Origin of the sequence: Streptomyces sp. NPDC001027 (assembly GCF_040299045.1) — a bacterium.
In the GTDB taxonomy this organism is placed as follows: Bacteria; Actinomycetota; Actinomycetes; order Streptomycetales; family Streptomycetaceae; genus Streptomyces.
Map to the genome: position 1 here is coordinate 34689 of NZ_JBEPBI010000004.1, position 17993 is coordinate 52681.

Consider the following 17993-nt stretch of genomic DNA (forward strand, 5'->3'; position numbering starts at 1 on the left):
CGCACACAGGGCCCCACGCAGGCGGGACAGCCCCGCGTCTCCCCCGGAGAAGAGGAATTCGAACAGTGCATGTCCCGCCCGGGCCAGCCCGAGTCCGATGCCGGACAGCGCTGCTTGGGCCTCATCCCCTCCGAGATCCGTTGCTGGCGACCCGTTGAAGACGTAGTCCCGCGTACCTGGTCTTCGGCGGTTGACCACCGTCTCAAGCCAGGTCCGCAGCAGCTGGCCGACCTCGGATGCGATCTCCTCCCGGCTGCGCTGGATCACTCCGCGGAAGGGCGCGTTGCCGTCAAAGGGCAGGGCATCACCCCACGCATTGACCTCATACCCTCTCCCGCCGTCGCGGACATCGAACGTCAAGAGCACGCTGCGGGGCACGCACTCATCGGGCCGCAGGCGGGGAAGATCGTGCAGCTCATCGTACGGATCAGCGGTGACGGAGCTGTCCAGTTCACATTCTTGCGACATCGCTAAAGCTTGGAACCCTCCGCCTTGGCCACTGGGATCACGGTTTTCAACTGTTGGATCAAGGCCCCGTCGGCGCGCCGCAGGACGTCGATGAGCACAGTGACCGGGTCTCGCGACTCCGGGGTCACGCGGAAGGCGCTCGGAGGTGATCCGCGTTCGTCGGTGAGATGGGTATGGATCAGGGACGGCTGCACGGTCGCCGACGTGGCACGAATCCGCAGCGTGATGTCCAGGGGCGCGTCATCGGTCGCCTGCGGTGCCGTGGCCCTGTCGTCCTCGCCCTCGAGGGGCTGATAGCGGAAGGTGACGCGGACGCCTGCCTTAGCCGCCGCGGCGCCGTCATCCTCAGTCAGATGCAGTCGGGCCCGGTGGCCGCGGTGCCGGCGAGGTTTCGGCGGCGGCGCCTCCTCGCTCATCGCCTCGTCCGGTGCCGAGGGGCGCAGCGGCTGTTCGTTGGGGGTGCCAGCGACCGCCGGGGCGAGCGACGTGTACAGGTCGGACAACAGCCAGCGGGCCACGCCCACGTCCGCTGACGCCAGCCTCGTCGCCGGCAGCGCGAGCCACGGTGACAGCGGGCCGTGGTCATCGACACAGCTGATGTCGATGCCCGGGAAGTAGAACTTCCAGCGATCCTGGTCGGCAGGCTGCTGGAGACGCCACGGAGCCGAGTGCGTCAACCAGGCGGAGGGCAAAGGCCCTTGCTCCTGGGCGGAGAGCGCCAGCGGGTCGAGCGTCGGCAGGCAACTCGATGCTGCCGAGGTGGTCCAGGTGATCGCCAGTTGGGTGAATCCGGGCCGCTTGCCCCATGGCGGACGAGACGGATCGTCCGTGGACGCGTCCGGCTCCGGAGGGTTCACCGCGTGCGGCCGGCAGGCGTCGATCAGCAGCGTGACCCGCTCTGCGCGTGCGCGCTGCAGGTCCTTGACCAAGTCGCTGACAGAGATGGTCTCCTGTCCAGCCAGTCTCAGGCGCAGGTCGAGACCGTTGGCATCCGCGTCGACGGTTCCCGAGCTCGATAGGTACACCAGGAGCATGTTGCGCCCCTGTTGGGCCATGTTCTCCAGGCTGGTGCGCAACGCCTGCCTGGTTGGTGGGGAATCGAGCAGGGCGGAACTGCGCTTGGTGAACCCGCAACGGCTTTTCAGCAGTGCCTGGTAGACCCTGCTCGCGTCATGGGAGGTCGGGGCCGCGGAGTCGGTCCCGCCGGTGCCAAGGGCGCCCGCTACGGCCACGGCATAGCGCATCACGTCGGCCGTCAGCTGCGAGGGCGTTTTCCGCACGGGCAGGAGGCCGGATTCTTCACGAAGGGCTGCGCTCGGTGTTGAGGCCAGTGGCCTGAGGAACGCGGCTGCGTTTCGAAGGCAGGGGCGCCGGTACCCATTGCGGTTGAGCTCCGTCCCCACGCGCCGGGCCAGCGTCTCCAGACGCAGCTCGTCGGACGGGGCGCCGACTCCGGTCTGCAACTGCTCGATCAGCTGGCGGGTGAAGACCGAAAGACCTTGGCTGTTGGCCGCAAACCCGGTCGGAGTGGTGCCCATCGACGACAAGACGGCCACCCCGCCACGCGACACCTGCTCAACCGCACGTTTGATGAGTCCGTCGTAGTGCCCGGAGACGATCCCCGTGGAGGAGGAGAAGCACGTGTCGAGGATCAACAGCCGGTCTGCCGCGGCGCTGTGGCCGGCGGTCATGGCCTCGGCCACCCGGCGAGCCGGCATCCAGGTGGCCAGGTCGCCCGGGCGTGAACCGCGCAGGGCCAAGTAGAGCGAGCCCTCAGCGGAGAGAGTGGCATGCCCCGTCCAGTAGACGATCAGACCACCATCGCCGACCGACGCCTCCAATGTATGGCGCAGCACGCTGTCCGCTGCCGCAGGTTGGACCGTCTCGCACAGATCCGGCGGAAGCCCCCCGACCAGCGGGTCGGTCAAAGCCTCGCGTAAAGCGCTCACGTTGCGTTCGGCCCCAGGCGGCAGACGCAGAGCGGACTGGGAGTAAGAACCAGCACCGACTAAGAGAGCACGCGTCGCCCCTGCCATCATGCCCCCCACTGTGCAGCGTCCCCTGCCCAGAATAGCGCCAACGCCACAAATGCCGATAGGAGTTGGCGCAATCCCGCGGCAATCGGCCGCCCGCACAGCTCTTTCAGATCACCGGGCGCCACCAAGGACGACTCCATGCCGGCGTGCCCGGCCACATTGCCCGAGCCAGCCACTTCTGGCTTCACCTGCGAGACGCACCCCACCCCGACTACCGCCGACCAAGGTCCTCGCCCCTGGTCTCTGCCCGGCGCAGCAGGAGGTTCACCGCGGTCACGGTCAGGACCGTCGCACCGCTGGTTGAGACCTCGACGCCGGTGTGGACGAGCCCCGGTCCGGCTTGGAGCGTGAGACGCGGGCCCACATCGTCACCGTGGGCCGGGCGGGCGGTCGTCGGAGCCGGGCGCGGCAGGTTCGAGGACGTAATCGATCCAGACCCGGTCGCGCAGTTCGATGCCGTCGATCAGGATGCCGGGTGCGTAGCCGGTACGGCGGGCTGCGGGCCGTGTCGGCGCGCCCCCTTGAGTCCGTCAGGGCGATCGCCCCGCTCTGACGGCCCGGCTTCTGCTGGGACGGTCCGAACAGCCGGGCTGGATGGTGGCGTTGTCAGTGGTGAGTGTCAGCATTGTCGCCATGACGGACACGATCGATGACTGGCGGTCCTTCCTGGTGCGGTGGAGTCAGGAGTGGGCGGACGCGCAGGATCCGAACGCGTCGGCAGGCGGGCGGCATGCGCGGGACGAGGAGCCCCCTGCGTACGCGTTGGCTCGGGCTCCCGCCCGCCTCCGAGGAGCGGATCCGCTCCTCGGAGGAGCGGCTCGGGCACCGGCTGCCGCCCTCGTACCGGGCGTTCGTGGCGGTGAGTGACGGCTATGTCCTGCTGGATCCGGGGGACGTGAACGAGACTGGTGAGTGGGCGGTGCACTGCTGGGCGTCGTAGCGCGCGAGCCCTCCTGAACGGTACGCGTCGTTCCGCTTGTTCATGGAGGCGATGTATAAGGAGTTCCACAGCCTGTGGGTGGACCGCTCGGAGCGTGCGGGGATGGCGTTCGTCAACGCGACGACGCGGGCCTTGGACGCGTCCGTCGAGGCTGCCCGGCTGGACGCGCTGGGTGGGCGGTATGAGCGGGCCTCGGCGGCCATGGCGGAGGCGATCGCGTACGGCAGGCCCCGGGCGACAGGGCTGCGCGACCAGATCCGTCTGCTGCTCGGGGAGACCTACATGGTGTATTTCCACGGGCTCACGGCCGACGCGCTGTATGCGCCGGAGGCGCTGCCCGTGCTGGCTGCCGAGGACGTGCGACACCACCGGGATGGTGGGTCGTTGACCCATCATCTGCGGGGCGCCTCCGAGGCAGTGCGCGAGGCAGCGGACGAGATCGTGCGGCAGATGACGGAAGGCACGTTCCGCTACACCGCCGCAGGCCCCTTTGGCCGTGCTGTGGAGGAGGCGCGGGAGCAGGTGCGCTGGGGCGACATGGACGCGGCCTGGCACACGCTGCGCGCCGCGCTGCCCGAGTGGCGGCCGCTCGGCCCCGATCACCTCGCCCCGGTCGGCCTGTGTGCCGACCCGCTCCTCGGCCCCCTGATCACCCCGGAGCGAGGCCGGGAGCTGCTGGCCACGTCCCGCGCCGGACAGCAGAGCGATGCCCCGGCTCCGGCGGCAGACCTCGACCCGCCGGGCCTGGCGTGGCTGGCGGAAGGGGACTCCGGCAACTTTCTGGTGTCGGAGCGCTTCCTTCTCGTGGAAGGGGTGGAGCCGGTCGAGCTGCCCAGCCGTATCGGCGCCGACGAAGCCACAGTCCTGGACGAACCGATGACCTTGAGGGACCCGCGGATGACCGACCAAGACGTGTCGACCTGGGCGGACGAAGCGCTGACCGCCGTCGGCCGGGCGGGTCCCGGTTGGAGCTTCGCCTTCGAGCCAAGGCCGGGCGCCAGCTTCGACGAGCGGCGGTTCGTCTCCCCGGGCATCGCCGCTTCCCGGGGCACCCGCGCGGTGACGGTGTGGAGCGAGCCCTTCGACGGGCACCGCCCCGGTGTCTTCCATCTGTCCGTCACAGAGAACGGCGAGGAGCGGTACGGATTCACCGTCCAGGAGGACGCGGTCAGCAGACATGGTCCAGTGCCGGGCGCGCTGGACCCAGACCATCTCTTCTCGCCGGACGAACCGCACGATGAGCGGTTGGGCGAGCACCGCGCCTTGCAGGCACTCGCGGCCGAGATCGGCATCCGACTGCCGCGGTTCGCCCTCATACGCGGACGTCTGCACACCCTCCGCACCCTGTCCTGGAGCCGACCCCCGGGCCCCGGCGAAACCTACGTGACCCTGCGCGTGTTGCGGCAGCGGCCATAAGCACAGGCTCCTGGCTCCATGTTGATGGGCCGGGTGGACAGTTTCCCGAGTAGGACCAGGAGCGCCAGGGCCGAGCCGAAGGTGTGACGACCCACCAGACCGTGTGCGCATCCGTGTGGCATCGGCCACATTTAGGCAGGTCAGAAGGGGTTTGCGTGAGGCGGTGACGTTCCAGTCCCCAGTCCGCTTGCGATCGCCGATTTGGCGGTAAGCGGGGTCAATAGGCGCCGGGTGAACGCGCTTTGACCTGCAGAAATATGTCAACCGTAGGGGCAAGATTCGGCGCAGGGAGCGTTGCGCGACGCGAAGAGAGCAACGGTCAAAAGACCGTGTGCGTTTTGGCATGAACGCAAGAAATCCTGATCTGCATTCCTGCAGGTCAGGGTCTTGATCCGGAGTGCCCCCGGCAGGATTCGAACCTGCGCACACGGCTCCGGAGGACAGTTCCCAGAAGTTTTCGCAGGTCAGCGGGCTATCTGACGGAATGTTAGCCCCGCCGTCCCGTGCATGTCCCGCGATCTAGAAATGTCCTATTCTGACCCGCTTGCCTCGATTGTATTGTCCCGGGGATCCTCTGGACCAGGCTGCGGAGTGCCCGGAAATAAATTCGACAGCCCCTGCTGTTGAGTGTCGGCCACACTGGCTGTACGGGAGGGGCGGTGCCGGACCTGAAGCTATACAACACGAAAGGCGGCGTGACGGAGGTCGCGCCGCGTCTCGCTGACGCCGAGGCCGATGTGCAGAGCATCGTCGAGGGCAACATGGAGAAGCTCCTCGGGGTCCGGTTCCTGGCGAGCGAGTACAGCACCGGCCCCGTTGACTCTCCTCCCGAGGGTTCCTCAAGCACGCCGAAGCGTGGTCTCGCTGCAGCGTGCGCCTGACCTGGAGGTCTGTCCGTCCCCCGCGGGAGGTTGTCCATCACGATGGAATCTCACGATTCCTGAGATGGTATCGTCCAGTCCGATCAATTGGCTAAATGGTCGAGCTGGAGGTTTCGTGTCCCTGGCGATCGTGCGAGACCTGCGTCCGGAACTGCGCTTGACGACGCCGGAGGAGCTCGCGGCCTTCGAGCAGGACCTGTTGTCCGAGTTCGTGCTCGCCCGGGCTTCGGCCGGCATCAGCGACGGGACGGTCGCCGGCGATGTCGGCGTGATCGTCGAAGTGCGCTCATGGTTCACGCGCCCGCTGTGGGAGATGGAACCTCGCGATCTGGACCGGTTCTTCGGCCGACATCAACAGGGCATGGCTCATGCCACAAAGGTCCACAAGGCGCATTCTCTCAGCGTGTACTTCGAGTTCCTTGAACTACGGCACAAGCCCGCCATCCACAGGGCAACCGGCTATGTCGTCGAGTCGCCGTTGGATGAGATCAACCGGCCCCGTGGATCGACCCTGTCCCGGTTGCGGGTTCCGCCGCCGCTCGGAGAGGTCGACCATCTGTTCTCGGCTTGGCGTGACGAGGTGCCGCAGGCGCGTAAACCGTTGTCGATCGTCCGGAGTTACACCGCGATGAGGCTGGCGAGTCTGATAGGTCCCCGGGTCTCGGAGCTGAGCCTGGCCAACGTCGACGACATCCACTGGGAGCTCGGCCAGTTCGGAAAGATCCTTCTGCGGGGCAAGGGGAGGCGCGGCAAGAAGAAGGAACGGCTCGTCCCGCTGATCAACGGAAGCCGTTCGCTGCTGGAGTGGTGGGTCGACGGCCCCCGCTGGCAGTACGACGATCGGGTGGATGAGCCGCAGGCGCCGTTGTTCCCCTCGGAGCGGCGGGCCGCAGACGGCTCGAGCCTGCGGGTGGATACCGACACGCTCCGCCTGCATCTGAAGAAGATGGTCGCCCAGCACCTTCCTTCCCAGGCAGGAAAGCTGACGCCGCACACGCTTCGGCACTTCGCTGCCTCGGAGCTCTACCGTCAGGGCATGGACGTGGTGGCGATCCAAGAACTGCTTGGCCACAAGTGGATCAACACCACCATGATCTACGTACACGTCAACCAGACCCATGTAGAGGACGCGTGGGTCCGTGCCGGTGAGCGTGGACGGGCTCGATTCGGAGGAGCGTCATGAAGTGGAACCTGCGGATGACCGCGGCCAAGCGGGACATCTGGAAGTCCTCCGAACTCCAGCGCATGCTGGCCGACGCCGGCTTGGTGATCAGTGCGGGAAAGATGTCCAACCTGTGGGCCGGACAGCCGGTGACCATCCGCCTGGACGATCTCGACGTGATCTGCGAGGTGCTGCAATGCGAGCCCAGCGATCTGCTTGTCCGTGAGCCCGAGAAGGCCCGCGCGAAACGACCGGAGCAGGATGAGAGCAGCGCGGCCGTCCGTCCCGCTGTTGGTGAGAACCGTCGTCGCAGCGGCGGCGGCCCGGCCTCCCGCAACTTGATGCCGCCGTTGTGACGAAGGAAGCGAAGGCCAAGGGGCTTGGGATGCCTGAGAGTTGCGAGGTCTGCATGGCCTGGGGCCTGCACCCCAACCCGGGCGGCTCGAAGATCCTCTGCTATGCGTGCAGGGCATGGTGGTACAAGTACCCTGCCGACTCGTGCGGCACGTGCGGCGCGACCGTCCCCCTGCGTGACGGAGTCTGCCGGGCCTGCCGTCACCAGGCCGCATTCGTCGCCGGCCGTATCAAGGTCCCGTCAGCCGGCCACGGGGCCCGGTTGGACCTCACGGTCGCAGCCGCAACCGGGCACCAGACGTTTCTCGCTGACCTGATCAAATGGAATCGGCGCCACCACCTCACCGCAAGAACAGCGCAGGTGCCTGAGTTGCCGAGCGAGACGCTGCACAGGCACCCCCTGCTGCTGAAGCCGCCCGGGAGCATCCAGCTCACGCTCTTCGAGCCGGTCCGGGACTTCCGGCGCTATCGGAACCCGAACGGCTCGAAGGGGCGCTCCTGGACAGGATTCACCCCGGCAGATCCCGGATATGCGGACTTCCTCGTCGATCGGGCCAGGGACGTCGCGGCGGTACGGGGCTGGAACCACTGCACCATCAAGCGCGTGAAGTGCGGCTTGATGATCCTCTCGGCCCTGCACCAGCCCTCCGAAAGGATCAAAGCCACCACGGTGCACGCACTCTCCCGGGACATCGATGTTCCCGCAGTCCATCTCATCGACATACTCGACGATCTCGACATCCTGCTCGACGACGCACCCGACCCCCTCGAACAACTGGTCCGATCTCACCTCGCAGTGCTTCCCGAGCAGATACGCGTTGAGGTGACCGCCTACTTCGACGTCCTCCGCAACGGAGCCCCCCGCCGCCGCCCCAGGTCACCTCACACAGTCGACATCCACCTGCGGCTGATCGTCCCGTTCGCTGCCGAGTACTGTGCCCCCCGATACTCGACATTGAGGCAGGTCACCCCCGAGGACATCGCTGACTGGCTGTCCAAACGGAACAACGTCCAGCGCGAAATCGTCGCGCTCCGGGACATGTTCAAGACGCTCAAGTCACAGCGGCTGATCTTCGCCGACCCGGCCCGACGCATCAGGCCCGGCAACACCCTCGTCAGCCCGCCCACGCCGGTCGCGGCAGACCAACTCAAACAAGTGGCCAGAGCCGCGGCTGAGAGCCCGGCCCTCCTGGCCGTCGTCGCCCTCACCGGCATCCACGCCCTCTTCCCGCACGAGATCAGAATGCTCCAAGACTCCGACATCGAGCTGAGCACCAGGCGCCTGCGGCGGGGCGAGGTCAGCCGGCCCCTCGACGACTTCACCGCCGAAGCCATCCGCACGTACCGGCGCTACCGTGACGCCCGCTGGCCCGACTCGGCAAACCCTCATCTCCTCCTCACCCAGCAGACAGCCAAGAGGAAGAGCCCGGTCAGCGACTTCTGGCTCAAGCGCCTGTTCAAGGGGCTGCCCGCCACGGCCGACAGCCTCCGCCAGGACCGGGTCCTCGAAGAAGCGATCGCCGCCGGACCCGATCCCCTCCGCATCGCCACCATGTTCAACCTCAGCGCCCAGGCCAGCTTGCGCTACACCCGCGCGGCCAGCCCGGCAGGCACCGAAACGACGACCGGGTAATACTCCACCAGTAGATCGTTATCCCCTGGTCTGGGGACTGTCCGCCGCTGGCGGAAACCAAGGTGGCCTCAACGCATCATCCGGGTAGAGCCGGGCAGTGCCCGAAGGCTGGTTTGCCTGCGGCGAAAGGGCTGTGCGAGCCTTTCCACCTCATCTCTTTGAAAGGGCTGGTCGTGACGCTCGGCATGGTTCTCGGCGACTTCTCCTCTCGCGCTTCGACGCGGGAGCGGTAGCCCTACCCCCCCTGACACGCGAGCCTGTGCTGCAGCACAGGCCGTTTGCCCTGCTCCTCGTCGAAGTGCTCTTCGTGCCCCTGCACGTTCGATCACGAGGAGTACGTGGTGTCCACCATCCGCTGGACCGAGACGAACACCCCCCGTTCCGCCCGTTGGCATTCCGAGAGCGCGACACCGCCTCCCCGCCGGGTCATCGGCGCGGACGACCGTATGAAAGCCGACACTGCTCACCGTCTGGCCTGCGAAGGAACTGCCTTGCTGTGGCGGGGCGACTTCCAGAACGCACGTCAACTACTACACGCGATGGGCCGCCGCATCGACCGGAAACCTCCCCAACAGGGCGACAGCCCGGCCGAGTCCTTCCACCTGCACCGCCGGGCCCGCGGCCACCGTGCCCGCGTGCTGGGCAGGTTGCTCGTTCTGCTGGACGAGGATCACTGCTTGGACCTGCGCAGAGCTCCCGACGTGCGCCAGGCGTGCGCCGAGGCGTACGGTCCGCCATCCGAGCCGATGGCCGTCTCGCTCACCGAATTACTGGGAGTGGTCGGAGCGCATCAGTGGCGCAAGAAGGGCGTGGAGGTACCGGCCCTCGGCGCTCGCATTCACCCACACTATGGCGTGTTCTCCCCGGTCAGGGGCGAATACGTCGACCTTGTTGCGCAGACACCGCTCCCCGCATCGGCGGTCCGTCGCGCGGGTCGCCGCACCGCGCTCGACCTCGGGACGGGCACCGGAGTGCTCGCAGTCGTCCTGGCCCGCCGGGGGCTCGACCACGTGGTGGCCACCGACATCAGCCCGCGTGCCCTGGCCTGCGCACGCGAGAATGTCCGCCGACTGCATCTCACCGGGCACATCGACGTCATGGGCCCCGGTCTCTTTCCCGACACGCGGGCGCACCTCGTCGTCTGCAACCCGCCCTGGATTCCGGCCCGGCCTACCTCCGCGGTGGAGCAAGGCGTCTACGACTCGGGCAGCAGCATGCTCCGGAGTTTCCTGGACGGGCTCACCGCACATCTCGAACCGGGAGGTGAGGGATGGCTCATCCTGTCGGACTTGGCCGAGCACCTCGGGCTCAGGACACGCAGCGAGCTGCTGGCCGACATCGAGGCCGCCAGCCTGCACGTGGTGGACAGAATTGACACCAGGCCACGGCATCCACAAGCGAGGGACACCGCCGATCCTCTCCACGCCGCCCGGGCCGCGGAAGTCACATCGCTTTGGCGTCTCGTCAGCGATTGACGCTCAGCGTCGACTGCCACCGGGGGTGAACAAGGCCGAACGGCGCCAGCATCCAGTAGACGGCCGTCCTCTTGTTGAACCTGCAATGAAGTGAGTACATCGAGCGGGACTGGCGTTTCCAAAGAGTCTCATCATCTTGCGGGTGGACCGGCTGCCGGAAGGCTGCGGCCGCCGCTGATCAACGGTGGGGTTCGCGTCGCCAGCTGCAGGGGCCGGCGGCACGAACCCTCAGTCAGAGAGCCTCCGAATCCCCAACAGCACCTACAGTTCAGATTTCGATACCTTCAGAAATCGTGAACTCGCGGGGATTCCATGGCGGCCGGATCGACTCGCTGGGCCTCGACGAGAACGGGGCGCCGGTGGTCGTGGAGTACAAGCGGGGTGTGGACTCCGGCGTCATTAACCAGGGGCTGTTCTACCTCGGCTGGTTGATGGACCACCGGGCCGAGTTCCAGTACCTGGTCCGCGATCGGCTCGGGGCCACGACCGCGGCCCAGGTGCTGTGGAGTGCGCCCAGGCTGATCTGCGTCGCCGGCGACTTCACCCGCTACGACGTGCACGCCGTACGCGAGCACCGACGGAGCATCGACTTGGTTCGCTACCGCTTCTTCGGCAAGGACCTCCTTGGTCTTGAGACCGTGGCATCTGTCAGCGGACGGACGTCGGCCGCCGAGCGGGTTCGCCGGCGGGCGGCCGTGCTGCCGCCTGTCCGCGGGCACAGCGGGGCGCTGGCGGAGCTGGCGGAGGCGGTCGACGAGGTATTGCTCAGCCTCGGTGACGGCGTCAGCCGGGTGCAGCGCAAGCAGTACCGCGCTTATCAGAGGCTGCGGAACTTCGCCTGCGTCTGCCCGCCACAGAAGACCAAGCTCCTCGTCTTCCTCAAGGCCGATCCGGGGGAGATCGACCTCGTGCCTGGCTTCACCCGGGATGTGACGGGGCTCGGTCACCATGGCACGGGCGACCTGGAGGTGCAGCTGCGCTCCGAGCGGGACGTGGAGCGGGCTGTGGACCTCTTCCGCGCCAGCTACGCGGCGGGGTAGCCGCCTCGTGCAGCTGTGAGGCGGATGCGTGCGGGACTAAGCGGCTGTGGATGTTGTGGTGGCGGCGCCTTCCGACGTACGGGCAGGTAGTGGCGGTGGACCATCAATGATGCGGAGGATCGCCGGTTTGGCTAACCGGCGGTCCTCGGCTATGTTGCGCCCCTCGGTCGCCGCAATTGATGCCCGAGCGTGAGCGACATGGCTGCTGAGCTTGAACTCGTGGTGTCGCAGTGAGCTCGACAGCTGTCTCGCAGAAACCGGACTCGCCCTCTGGCTCAGATGGTCACCGGCCCCAGGAGCCTTGGGGCCGGGGCAGACACAGGACAACTCCGGCTCACTTAGGCAGAGTTCGGCTACTGACGCTGAAGCCACCACGCGCAGCCGGCCACCAGGGCGCTACCCACCGCAGTGGCGGCGCCACGAATCAGCGAGAACAGGGCTGCCTTTCCGAGCCGCTGGGCTGTTTTCCTTGTCCACATGTCGTTCGTCCTCCTGCGTACCACCGGGCCGTCCGGGCGGTACGTCGAGCATCACCGCCTGGTTCGGGGCGATGGACGGGTAGACGTCACCCCTGAACATGTCCGGATGAGCCCATCCAACTTCGGCCGGGATGCCATGCTGTTGGACGGTTCTGGACGGCGTTGGACGAGGAGCGGCTGTGGGGCGACCGGGAGTTCTGCGCAAACCCACGCTGAGTGGTCGGGAGCACCGGGAGCTCAACGACGCTCTACACCGACTGCACCTCCAAGCGGGTCGTCCGAGCCTCACGACAATGGCCCAGGAGTTGCGCGATGCGGGGGTATCGCGGAGTTCGATACACGATGCCTTCTGCAGCCCTCGGCTTCCGCAATGGCATGTAGTGGACGCTCTCCTTGAGATCCTGGCGTCGCGCGCGCCGAGTCTTACGGTTGAGCAGCAACTGGAGGCTATACACGCCTTGTGGCTCTGCGCTGCCGAGGCGGAGCAGTCCGCGCTTGCCTCCAGCAGTCCGGTGGAGGGAGGACAGGTGAAAGGGTGGGCGCTACTGCTCGACGTTGAGAGATTCGCTTCTCACAGCGACTCCGTACAGATGCAAATTCGGCAAGTGGTCTACGACTTCACCGATGCCGTGTTGGCATCTGCTGGTGTCGACAAGGCGCACCGGCATCGAACGGATCGCGGGGATTCGCTGCTCGAACTGATCGATGGCAACTTCCCCTTGGTGCCAGTCCTGCGATCGCTGCTGCTTCAGGGCCCCATCCAGTTGCGCGAGATGAACCGCATGATGCCAACTTCCGTGCTCGTCAGGCTGCGAATCGTAGTTGCCATGGCCCCCTTCGAGGCCGGCTCGGTGACCGCGCAGGGCTGGCAGAGCCAAGAACTGAACGATGCGACACGGCTGCTGGACTCGTACTCCTTCCGGCAGGCTATGCACGAGCGGACCGACGCGATGGTTCTGGCCGTCACAGATCCTCTCTACCGAGAAGTGGTGGAGCCCTTGCCCGCTGGCGTACTTCCCGCTGTATTCGACGAGATCGTCGTTGACGGTAAAAGCGGGCCCATGGTGGCGTGGAGGACGGCTCCGATGGCAGAAGGCGTCTACGGCTGGGCAGAGGAACGGTCTTCATAGCCCGGTAGTGGGATCATGAACGGGGCGCGGGGGCCTACACCGGAGGTCCCGGCCTGTGGCCCGTCCCACCAAGGCGCAGCATGCCGCCATAGCGAAGCGCCGCGCTGACGCGATCGACCTAGCGCTCGTCGGCGTCGACTGGCTCACCATCGGCCGCAAGCTTGCCGCCGTCCTCCCTCAACAGCGATCGCGTCGCCTACCCGCTGGCCGCGTCCCGCGTGATGACGACGGTGGGCACTTCAGGGGACGCCGTGTCGGGCTCAGTCCGTGCATGTTCCCGCTGTTCGGCAGCAATGCCCGGCTGTTGTCAGTGCCTGGGCGGAGAATCGGCGGATGGCTCTCGAACCGACGGCGGCTGGCGAGCCCGAGTTCCTCGCCGCGGCCTTACGCACACACCTGTCCGAGACCCGCTTCTCCTTCGCCGGCCTGACCGGTAAGGAGGCAACCCTGTGCATCACCCGCGCAGTGGCGGAGTGGGCGACGGCGTCAGGCTGGAGGTGCAGATGGGAGGCGCCGATGCGCTATATCGACCCGCCTCGCCGGATGAGTGGGGGTTGCCGTATCTACTGGTCGCCGCCCTGGTCTGCCTACCTGGATCTCCGCCTGGTTCGCAAGGACGGCCCTCCGGTCGCTGTGGAGATCGACCGTGCGGACGACAGCACCGCCGTGGACAAGCTCCGCGACGAGGCCCTCCGCGGGCGTCCCGCGCTGTGGATCCGCTGGCACGGAGCGCTGCGTGCCGAGCTGCCGCCCGGTGTCGCCCGCTTGTACCTGCCATCGCGTTCCAGCCGCTCTCCCATCCGGTACTCCCTCACCCATGTCCCCGATACGGCGGCGATCACGGTTGGTGGGGCTGTCACCCCCGAAGCCCGATCGGACGCCCTGAAGCGGGATCAGCAGCGGATGGCGGATGAGGAGCGCGCTGCCGCCATCCCCCGGGAGCCGGGCCCCGTCCGGTGCTTCTAAGCGGCTACGGCGAAGTCGACTGAAGTGCTGAACCCTCCGGCGTCCGAGTTCTTTACGAGGCCGAGCGGTGAGTGATTAGCTGCGCGATTCAATGGTCCTCGAAAGGCTGTGCGGGGGCGTCCACGCCGAACGTGATCACTCGGGGCAGCCTTGCTGGTCTTGTGGCGGAACAGGCAGTGGCCAGTACGCCGTGTCTCGCTTGCCGTCCAGCACTTCGAGTAGGACGTCTTCGGACAACTGCAGGGCCGGGGCGCAGCGCAGGAGCTGGGAGGGGGTGACGGGAGCACCGGCGAGCCAGGCGGTGACCAGGGGCTCGGGGAGGATGGCTTCCTCGGCGAGCTGGGCGCTGCTCATGCCGAGGTGGCGGGTGCGGTGGCGCAGTAGGCCGGCTGTGGTGAGGTCCCGTGCGAGTTCGCGCAGGCGAGCGGAGAGCACGTCGTAGAGCTGGGGGTCCAGGGGCGGGGCTGGCGGGCCGCCTCGAAGGCGGTCCATGGCGGTGTGCCCGTGGTTGGCCAGGATGTACTTGGCGCAGTCCTCCATGAGGGCGACGGCCCACTCGCGTGCCGCGCGGTCCGTACGGTCGGCGCTCAGACGCCATGTGCGCGTGTATCCCTGAAGGCAGAAGTCGGGGTCGACGAGCAGCAGACCCTTCTTGACGGCGCTGGCGCGGGGGTTGAGCGGCCAGATGTCGAAGGGCACCACGGTGTCGGTGTCGAAGAGCCGCGTTAGGAGACGGTCCAGGCTTGCGGCCATAGCGATGGCGCACGGCTCGTCGAAGAAGCGGCGCTGGGCCAGGCCGGTGAAGTGCTCGAATTCATCGCGGAGCCCGTCGGGCAGCACGGTGGCCGTGTCCGCCTCGGCGGACGGGATGGGAGCTTCGGCCAGGGACGGGGTGCTGGCGAAAAAGACGTCGGGATCCGCGTCGGCGAGGCGTGCGCGGTCCTGGTCGGTGAGGGGGCGAGGGGCGCGGGGGCGGATGTTGCCGAAGGGTGCGAACCAGGCCCGGGGGCGTAGGTCTCCGGTGCCGGCTTGTTGGCTTACAGGGTGGTCGGGGTCGGCGGCGATGCCGGCGAGGGCCTGGTCGTAGTGGAGCAAGACGTCTTCGTCCTGCAGGAAGGCTTCTCGCCAGTGGTCGAAGGTGCGGTGGCGGACGGTGAACCGGTCGCCGGTCGGCAGGCCCACGGCCTGGGCGTATCCATCGTTGTCGTCGAGGTAGTCCAGGACCATCTGGGCCTCGGACAGGATCAGGTGGAACGCGAGTTCCTCGGCGGTGCAGGTGGGCAGCGGGGCGTGTCCCGAGCGCAGGTCATCTGCCAGGTTCTGTACTGCTCGCACCATGGCTAGGCGCCAGGCGGCGGACTGGCCATCGCACAGCGGCGGCAGCTGGAGAAGGAAGGACTCCTCCAGTCCCCAGGCATCGTCCTCGTCGTCGGGGCGCGCGAAGACCTGGTCGCCGTGGGCGAGCAGGTCATGCCAGCCACGCTCGGCCACCATCTCGGCGGCCACTGTTAGCAGCCGGGCCGCCAGCGGAGTCAAGGTATCCGCCATCGTCCGCAGCCGGGGGCGCAGCACATCGCTATCTGCCGCTCGCCACGGGTCGAAGTCGTCGCCCAGCCCGAGGAGATGCGCGGCCCGTTCGATGCTGGGCAGCCCTGATGGCGAGGGGCCCTGATCGGGCGTGTCGGCCCAGTCCGGGTGGCCTCGCTCGGCGTCTCGGGGGCGGGTGATGCCGTAGGGGGAGAACCAGTAGGCGGGGGCGTCCCAGCCGCCTTCGGGCTCCGAAACCGCGCTAGCCTCCTCGGCACCGTGCGCCGTCTTCTTGGTGGAGGCCGGCGGCTGGGCCTCGGGGATGGTGTACTTCGCGTTCTCGATGACGAACGCCCAGGCTTCCTCTTCGAAGTACGGGGCCCGGTAGGAGGATTCGTTTGTGCCCGAGGGGACGGGCACGCCGACCGCGGTCAGTTCCTCGTCGTCGGCGGCGCACATCCGGGGCGCTGCGTCCAGCATGACCTTGAGGGCCCAGGTCTCGGCCTGGCAGCGCGGTAGCGGGGCGCGCCCGGCTGCGAGGTCGTCAGCCAGGTCCCAGAAGGCGCGCGCCACATCCCTGCGGAAGGTGTGGTCCTGGTCGTCGCACGTCTCGGGCAGCAGGTTCAGCACCGTGGCCGTGGCGTCTTTCTCGCTGCGGTCGAAGGGACGGTCTGCGTCGTGTGAGGCGTCGCGGTAGGCGCAGACGGCCAGCATGCGGCCGGCCGCCATCAGCAGTCCTGCCTCGAACGGCCGCAGGTACTCGTCGAGGTCGCCTTGGGGAAGCTCGTGGAAGAACTCGGCCTCCTCGGTGTAGGCGCCGAAGGGGTCATTTGTCGTGCCGGCCATCTCATGCCCGTCCTGCCGTCCACCCTGAGCTAGCACGGACAGTCTTGCAGGGCAGCGTCATGGGTCGCGCCGGTACGACGGGAGTCCACCCGTACGGGACGGAGCACCCCCGGGGTGATCACCAGCGTTGGAGCTTCACGCGTGTCCGTCATACGAAAGCGGCCGTTCGTAGAGACCCGCAGTACGGCCTTCTGAGCTGCGGAGACACGCGATCGGTCAAGCCCCGTCAGCGGGATCGGCTGGGCTGAGCTGTGGTGGCTGTCGGAGGTAGCGCCGTGGGGGTGGTGGTGACGTGCACGGTGGACTTGACCTTCACGGGGGTGTGCGTCCGCATACCGGTGCCGTGGGCGAGGTTCTCGGCGAGGCCGGCCAGGAGCGCGGCGGGTGTGTAGGAGGAGGCCGTGATGGTCCAGGTGGGGTGCTCGATGCTTGGGCCAGCCCACAGGGTCCAGGTGGCGAGGATGCTGTGGGGGTTCTGGGCGGCGAAGGCGTCGAACTGGACGCCTACATCGCTTTTGCGAGTTTCCCAGCGCATCCAGCGTCCGTCCGCGGTGTGCTTCCAGCCGGCGTCGGCGAGGGGGCGGGTGGCTGCGGTGACGGTCTTCTCGGTGGCCGGGCTGCCGATGGCGGTTTCCCAGGCGTCTTCCTCGGCAAGCCCGTTCAGAAGGGCCTTAAGGACGGCGGCCGGGGTGGCGCCGGTCAGGGTGAGGTGCCACATCCGGTCGGAGACGGGGGACTCATAGGCGGCGACGGTCCAGGCCGTCTCGCGAGGGTCGGCCTCGTGGACGCGTTCGATCCGCAGGGTTTGTGATTCGTGGATGGCGTGGGTGGTGTCGTCGGTCCATGTGCGCCACTTCTCCCAGTCGCCGTGTGCATCGAGGAAGGTGTCGAGGATGGCGTCGTGGTCGCCGGCATCGGCCAGGTAGGCAGGGACGGTCTCCGGCTCCGGGCGGGCCGGTTCGGGCTTGGCTGTGGTGCAGGCGAGTGGGGTGCGGGCTTCGGCGGCGGCGCGTTCGGTGTCGGTCAGGGGCGCCGGGCCGGGGCGCATCTCGGCGCCGTGGATCTTCTCGAAGGCGACCATGGCCCCAGCGGGTGAGTCGAAGGTGTCGGCGATTTGGCGCAGGTGGTCCTCGCCGTGGAGGTAGACGGACTTGCCGTTGCGGTGGAGGTAGGTGCCGACCGCGACGGTGGTGTGGCCGTCGTGGGCGTGGGCGTGGATGAGGAGGTGGCCGTGGCGGATGTCGTCGTGGATCTTCTGCGCCTGATTGGAGACCTCGCGGATTTCGCTGCGGGTGCACCAGGGCATCGGGTAGTTCGCCCAGGTCCATTCCTCGGCCATGGCCTCCCGGAGCCGAGGGGTGATCTCGACGGTGATGCCTTCGGCAGACAGGCGCTGGGCTGCGTCCTGGGCCCAGTGGGGTTCCTCGTGGTCGATGCGGACCAGGGCCAGGACGTTGTCGGCGACGACGGTCCAGTCGGCTGCCTCCAGGCCCAGGTGGGCGATGTGTGCCTGGGCGCCGGTCAGGACGGCGGTCACGGCGCTGGGATGGGTGGGGTGGGTGTCGAGGCGGACGTGGGCGTCGATGGTGGGAGTCACGTTGGGTGTCGTCTCTTCTGCCGGTGGCCGGGCCTTGGGTGGG

General features: G+C 67.6%; 13 protein-coding genes. 10 read left to right on the forward strand and 3 right to left on the reverse strand.

Annotated elements, in window-relative coordinates; genetic code table 11:
- Positions 1 to 470: 470 nt before the first annotated feature.
- The gene (locus ABT300_RS02730) at positions 471 to 2396 is read right to left on the reverse strand and encodes a hypothetical protein (RefSeq protein WP_351671103.1); all 1926 of its coding nucleotides are present in this window, start codon (positions 2394 to 2396) and stop codon (positions 471 to 473) included.
- An 838-nt stretch (positions 2397 to 3234) separates the two neighbouring features.
- Between ABT300_RS02730 and ABT300_RS02735 the strand changes: the two genes are divergently transcribed.
- From ABT300_RS02735 to ABT300_RS02780, 10 genes are all read left to right on the forward strand, one after another.
- Entirely contained in the window at positions 3235 to 3444 is a 210-nt protein-coding gene (locus ABT300_RS02735; protein WP_351671105.1) for an SMI1/KNR4 family protein, read from the forward strand.
- 42 nt (positions 3445 to 3486) lie between these two features.
- Positions 3487 to 4860 carry an SMI1/KNR4 family protein gene (locus tag ABT300_RS02740; protein ID WP_351671107.1) on the forward strand — a complete coding sequence of 458 codons (1374 nt, stop codon included), beginning with the start codon at positions 3487 to 3489 and terminating at the stop codon, positions 4858 to 4860.
- A gap of 659 nt (positions 4861 to 5519) precedes the next feature.
- Positions 5520 to 5741, forward strand: coding sequence for a hypothetical protein (locus tag ABT300_RS02745; protein WP_502977865.1), 222 nt, complete (start codon positions 5520 to 5522; stop codon positions 5739 to 5741).
- Positions 5742 to 5856: 115 nt separating this feature from the next.
- Positions 5857 to 6924, forward strand: a complete 1068-nt coding sequence (locus ABT300_RS02750) for a tyrosine-type recombinase/integrase (protein ID WP_351671109.1) — start codon at positions 5857 to 5859, stop codon at positions 6922 to 6924.
- Positions 6921 to 7259 carry a helix-turn-helix domain-containing protein gene (locus ABT300_RS02755; protein ID WP_351671111.1) on the forward strand — a complete coding sequence of 113 codons (339 nt, stop codon included), beginning with the start codon at positions 6921 to 6923 and terminating at the stop codon, positions 7257 to 7259. Before ABT300_RS02750 ends, ABT300_RS02755 begins: the two co-directional genes overlap by 4 nt.
- Positions 7256 to 8890, forward strand: coding sequence for a site-specific integrase (locus ABT300_RS02760; RefSeq protein WP_351671113.1), 1635 nt, complete (start codon positions 7256 to 7258; stop codon positions 8888 to 8890). The genes ABT300_RS02755 and ABT300_RS02760 overlap by 4 nt, the downstream gene beginning before the upstream one ends.
- Before the next feature lie 341 nt (positions 8891 to 9231).
- Complete coding sequence (locus tag ABT300_RS02765; protein ID WP_351671115.1) at positions 9232 to 10365, forward strand: methyltransferase; 1134 nt, start codon at positions 9232 to 9234, stop codon at positions 10363 to 10365.
- 293 nt (positions 10366 to 10658) lie between these two features.
- Entirely contained in the window at positions 10659 to 11405 is a 747-nt protein-coding gene (locus ABT300_RS02770) for a DUF5655 domain-containing protein (protein WP_351671117.1), read from the forward strand.
- A gap of 1084 nt (positions 11406 to 12489) precedes the next feature.
- Positions 12490 to 13014 carry a hypothetical protein gene (locus ABT300_RS02775; protein WP_351671119.1) on the forward strand — a complete coding sequence of 175 codons (525 nt, stop codon included), beginning with the start codon at positions 12490 to 12492 and terminating at the stop codon, positions 13012 to 13014.
- Between the two features lie 333 nt (positions 13015 to 13347).
- The gene (locus tag ABT300_RS02780; protein WP_351671121.1) at positions 13348 to 13980 is read left to right on the forward strand and encodes a hypothetical protein; all 633 of its coding nucleotides are present in this window, start codon (positions 13348 to 13350) and stop codon (positions 13978 to 13980) included.
- 135 nt (positions 13981 to 14115) lie between these two features.
- Here the strand turns inward: ABT300_RS02780 and ABT300_RS02785 are convergent, their stop codons facing one another.
- Entirely contained in the window at positions 14116 to 16353 is a 2238-nt protein-coding gene (locus ABT300_RS02785) for a helix-turn-helix domain-containing protein (protein ID WP_351671123.1), read from the reverse strand.
- Positions 16354 to 16579: 226 nt separating this feature from the next.
- Entirely contained in the window at positions 16580 to 17950 is a 1371-nt protein-coding gene (locus ABT300_RS02790; protein WP_351671125.1) for an SPDY domain-containing protein, read from the reverse strand.
- Positions 17951 to 17993: the final 43 nt, after the last annotated feature.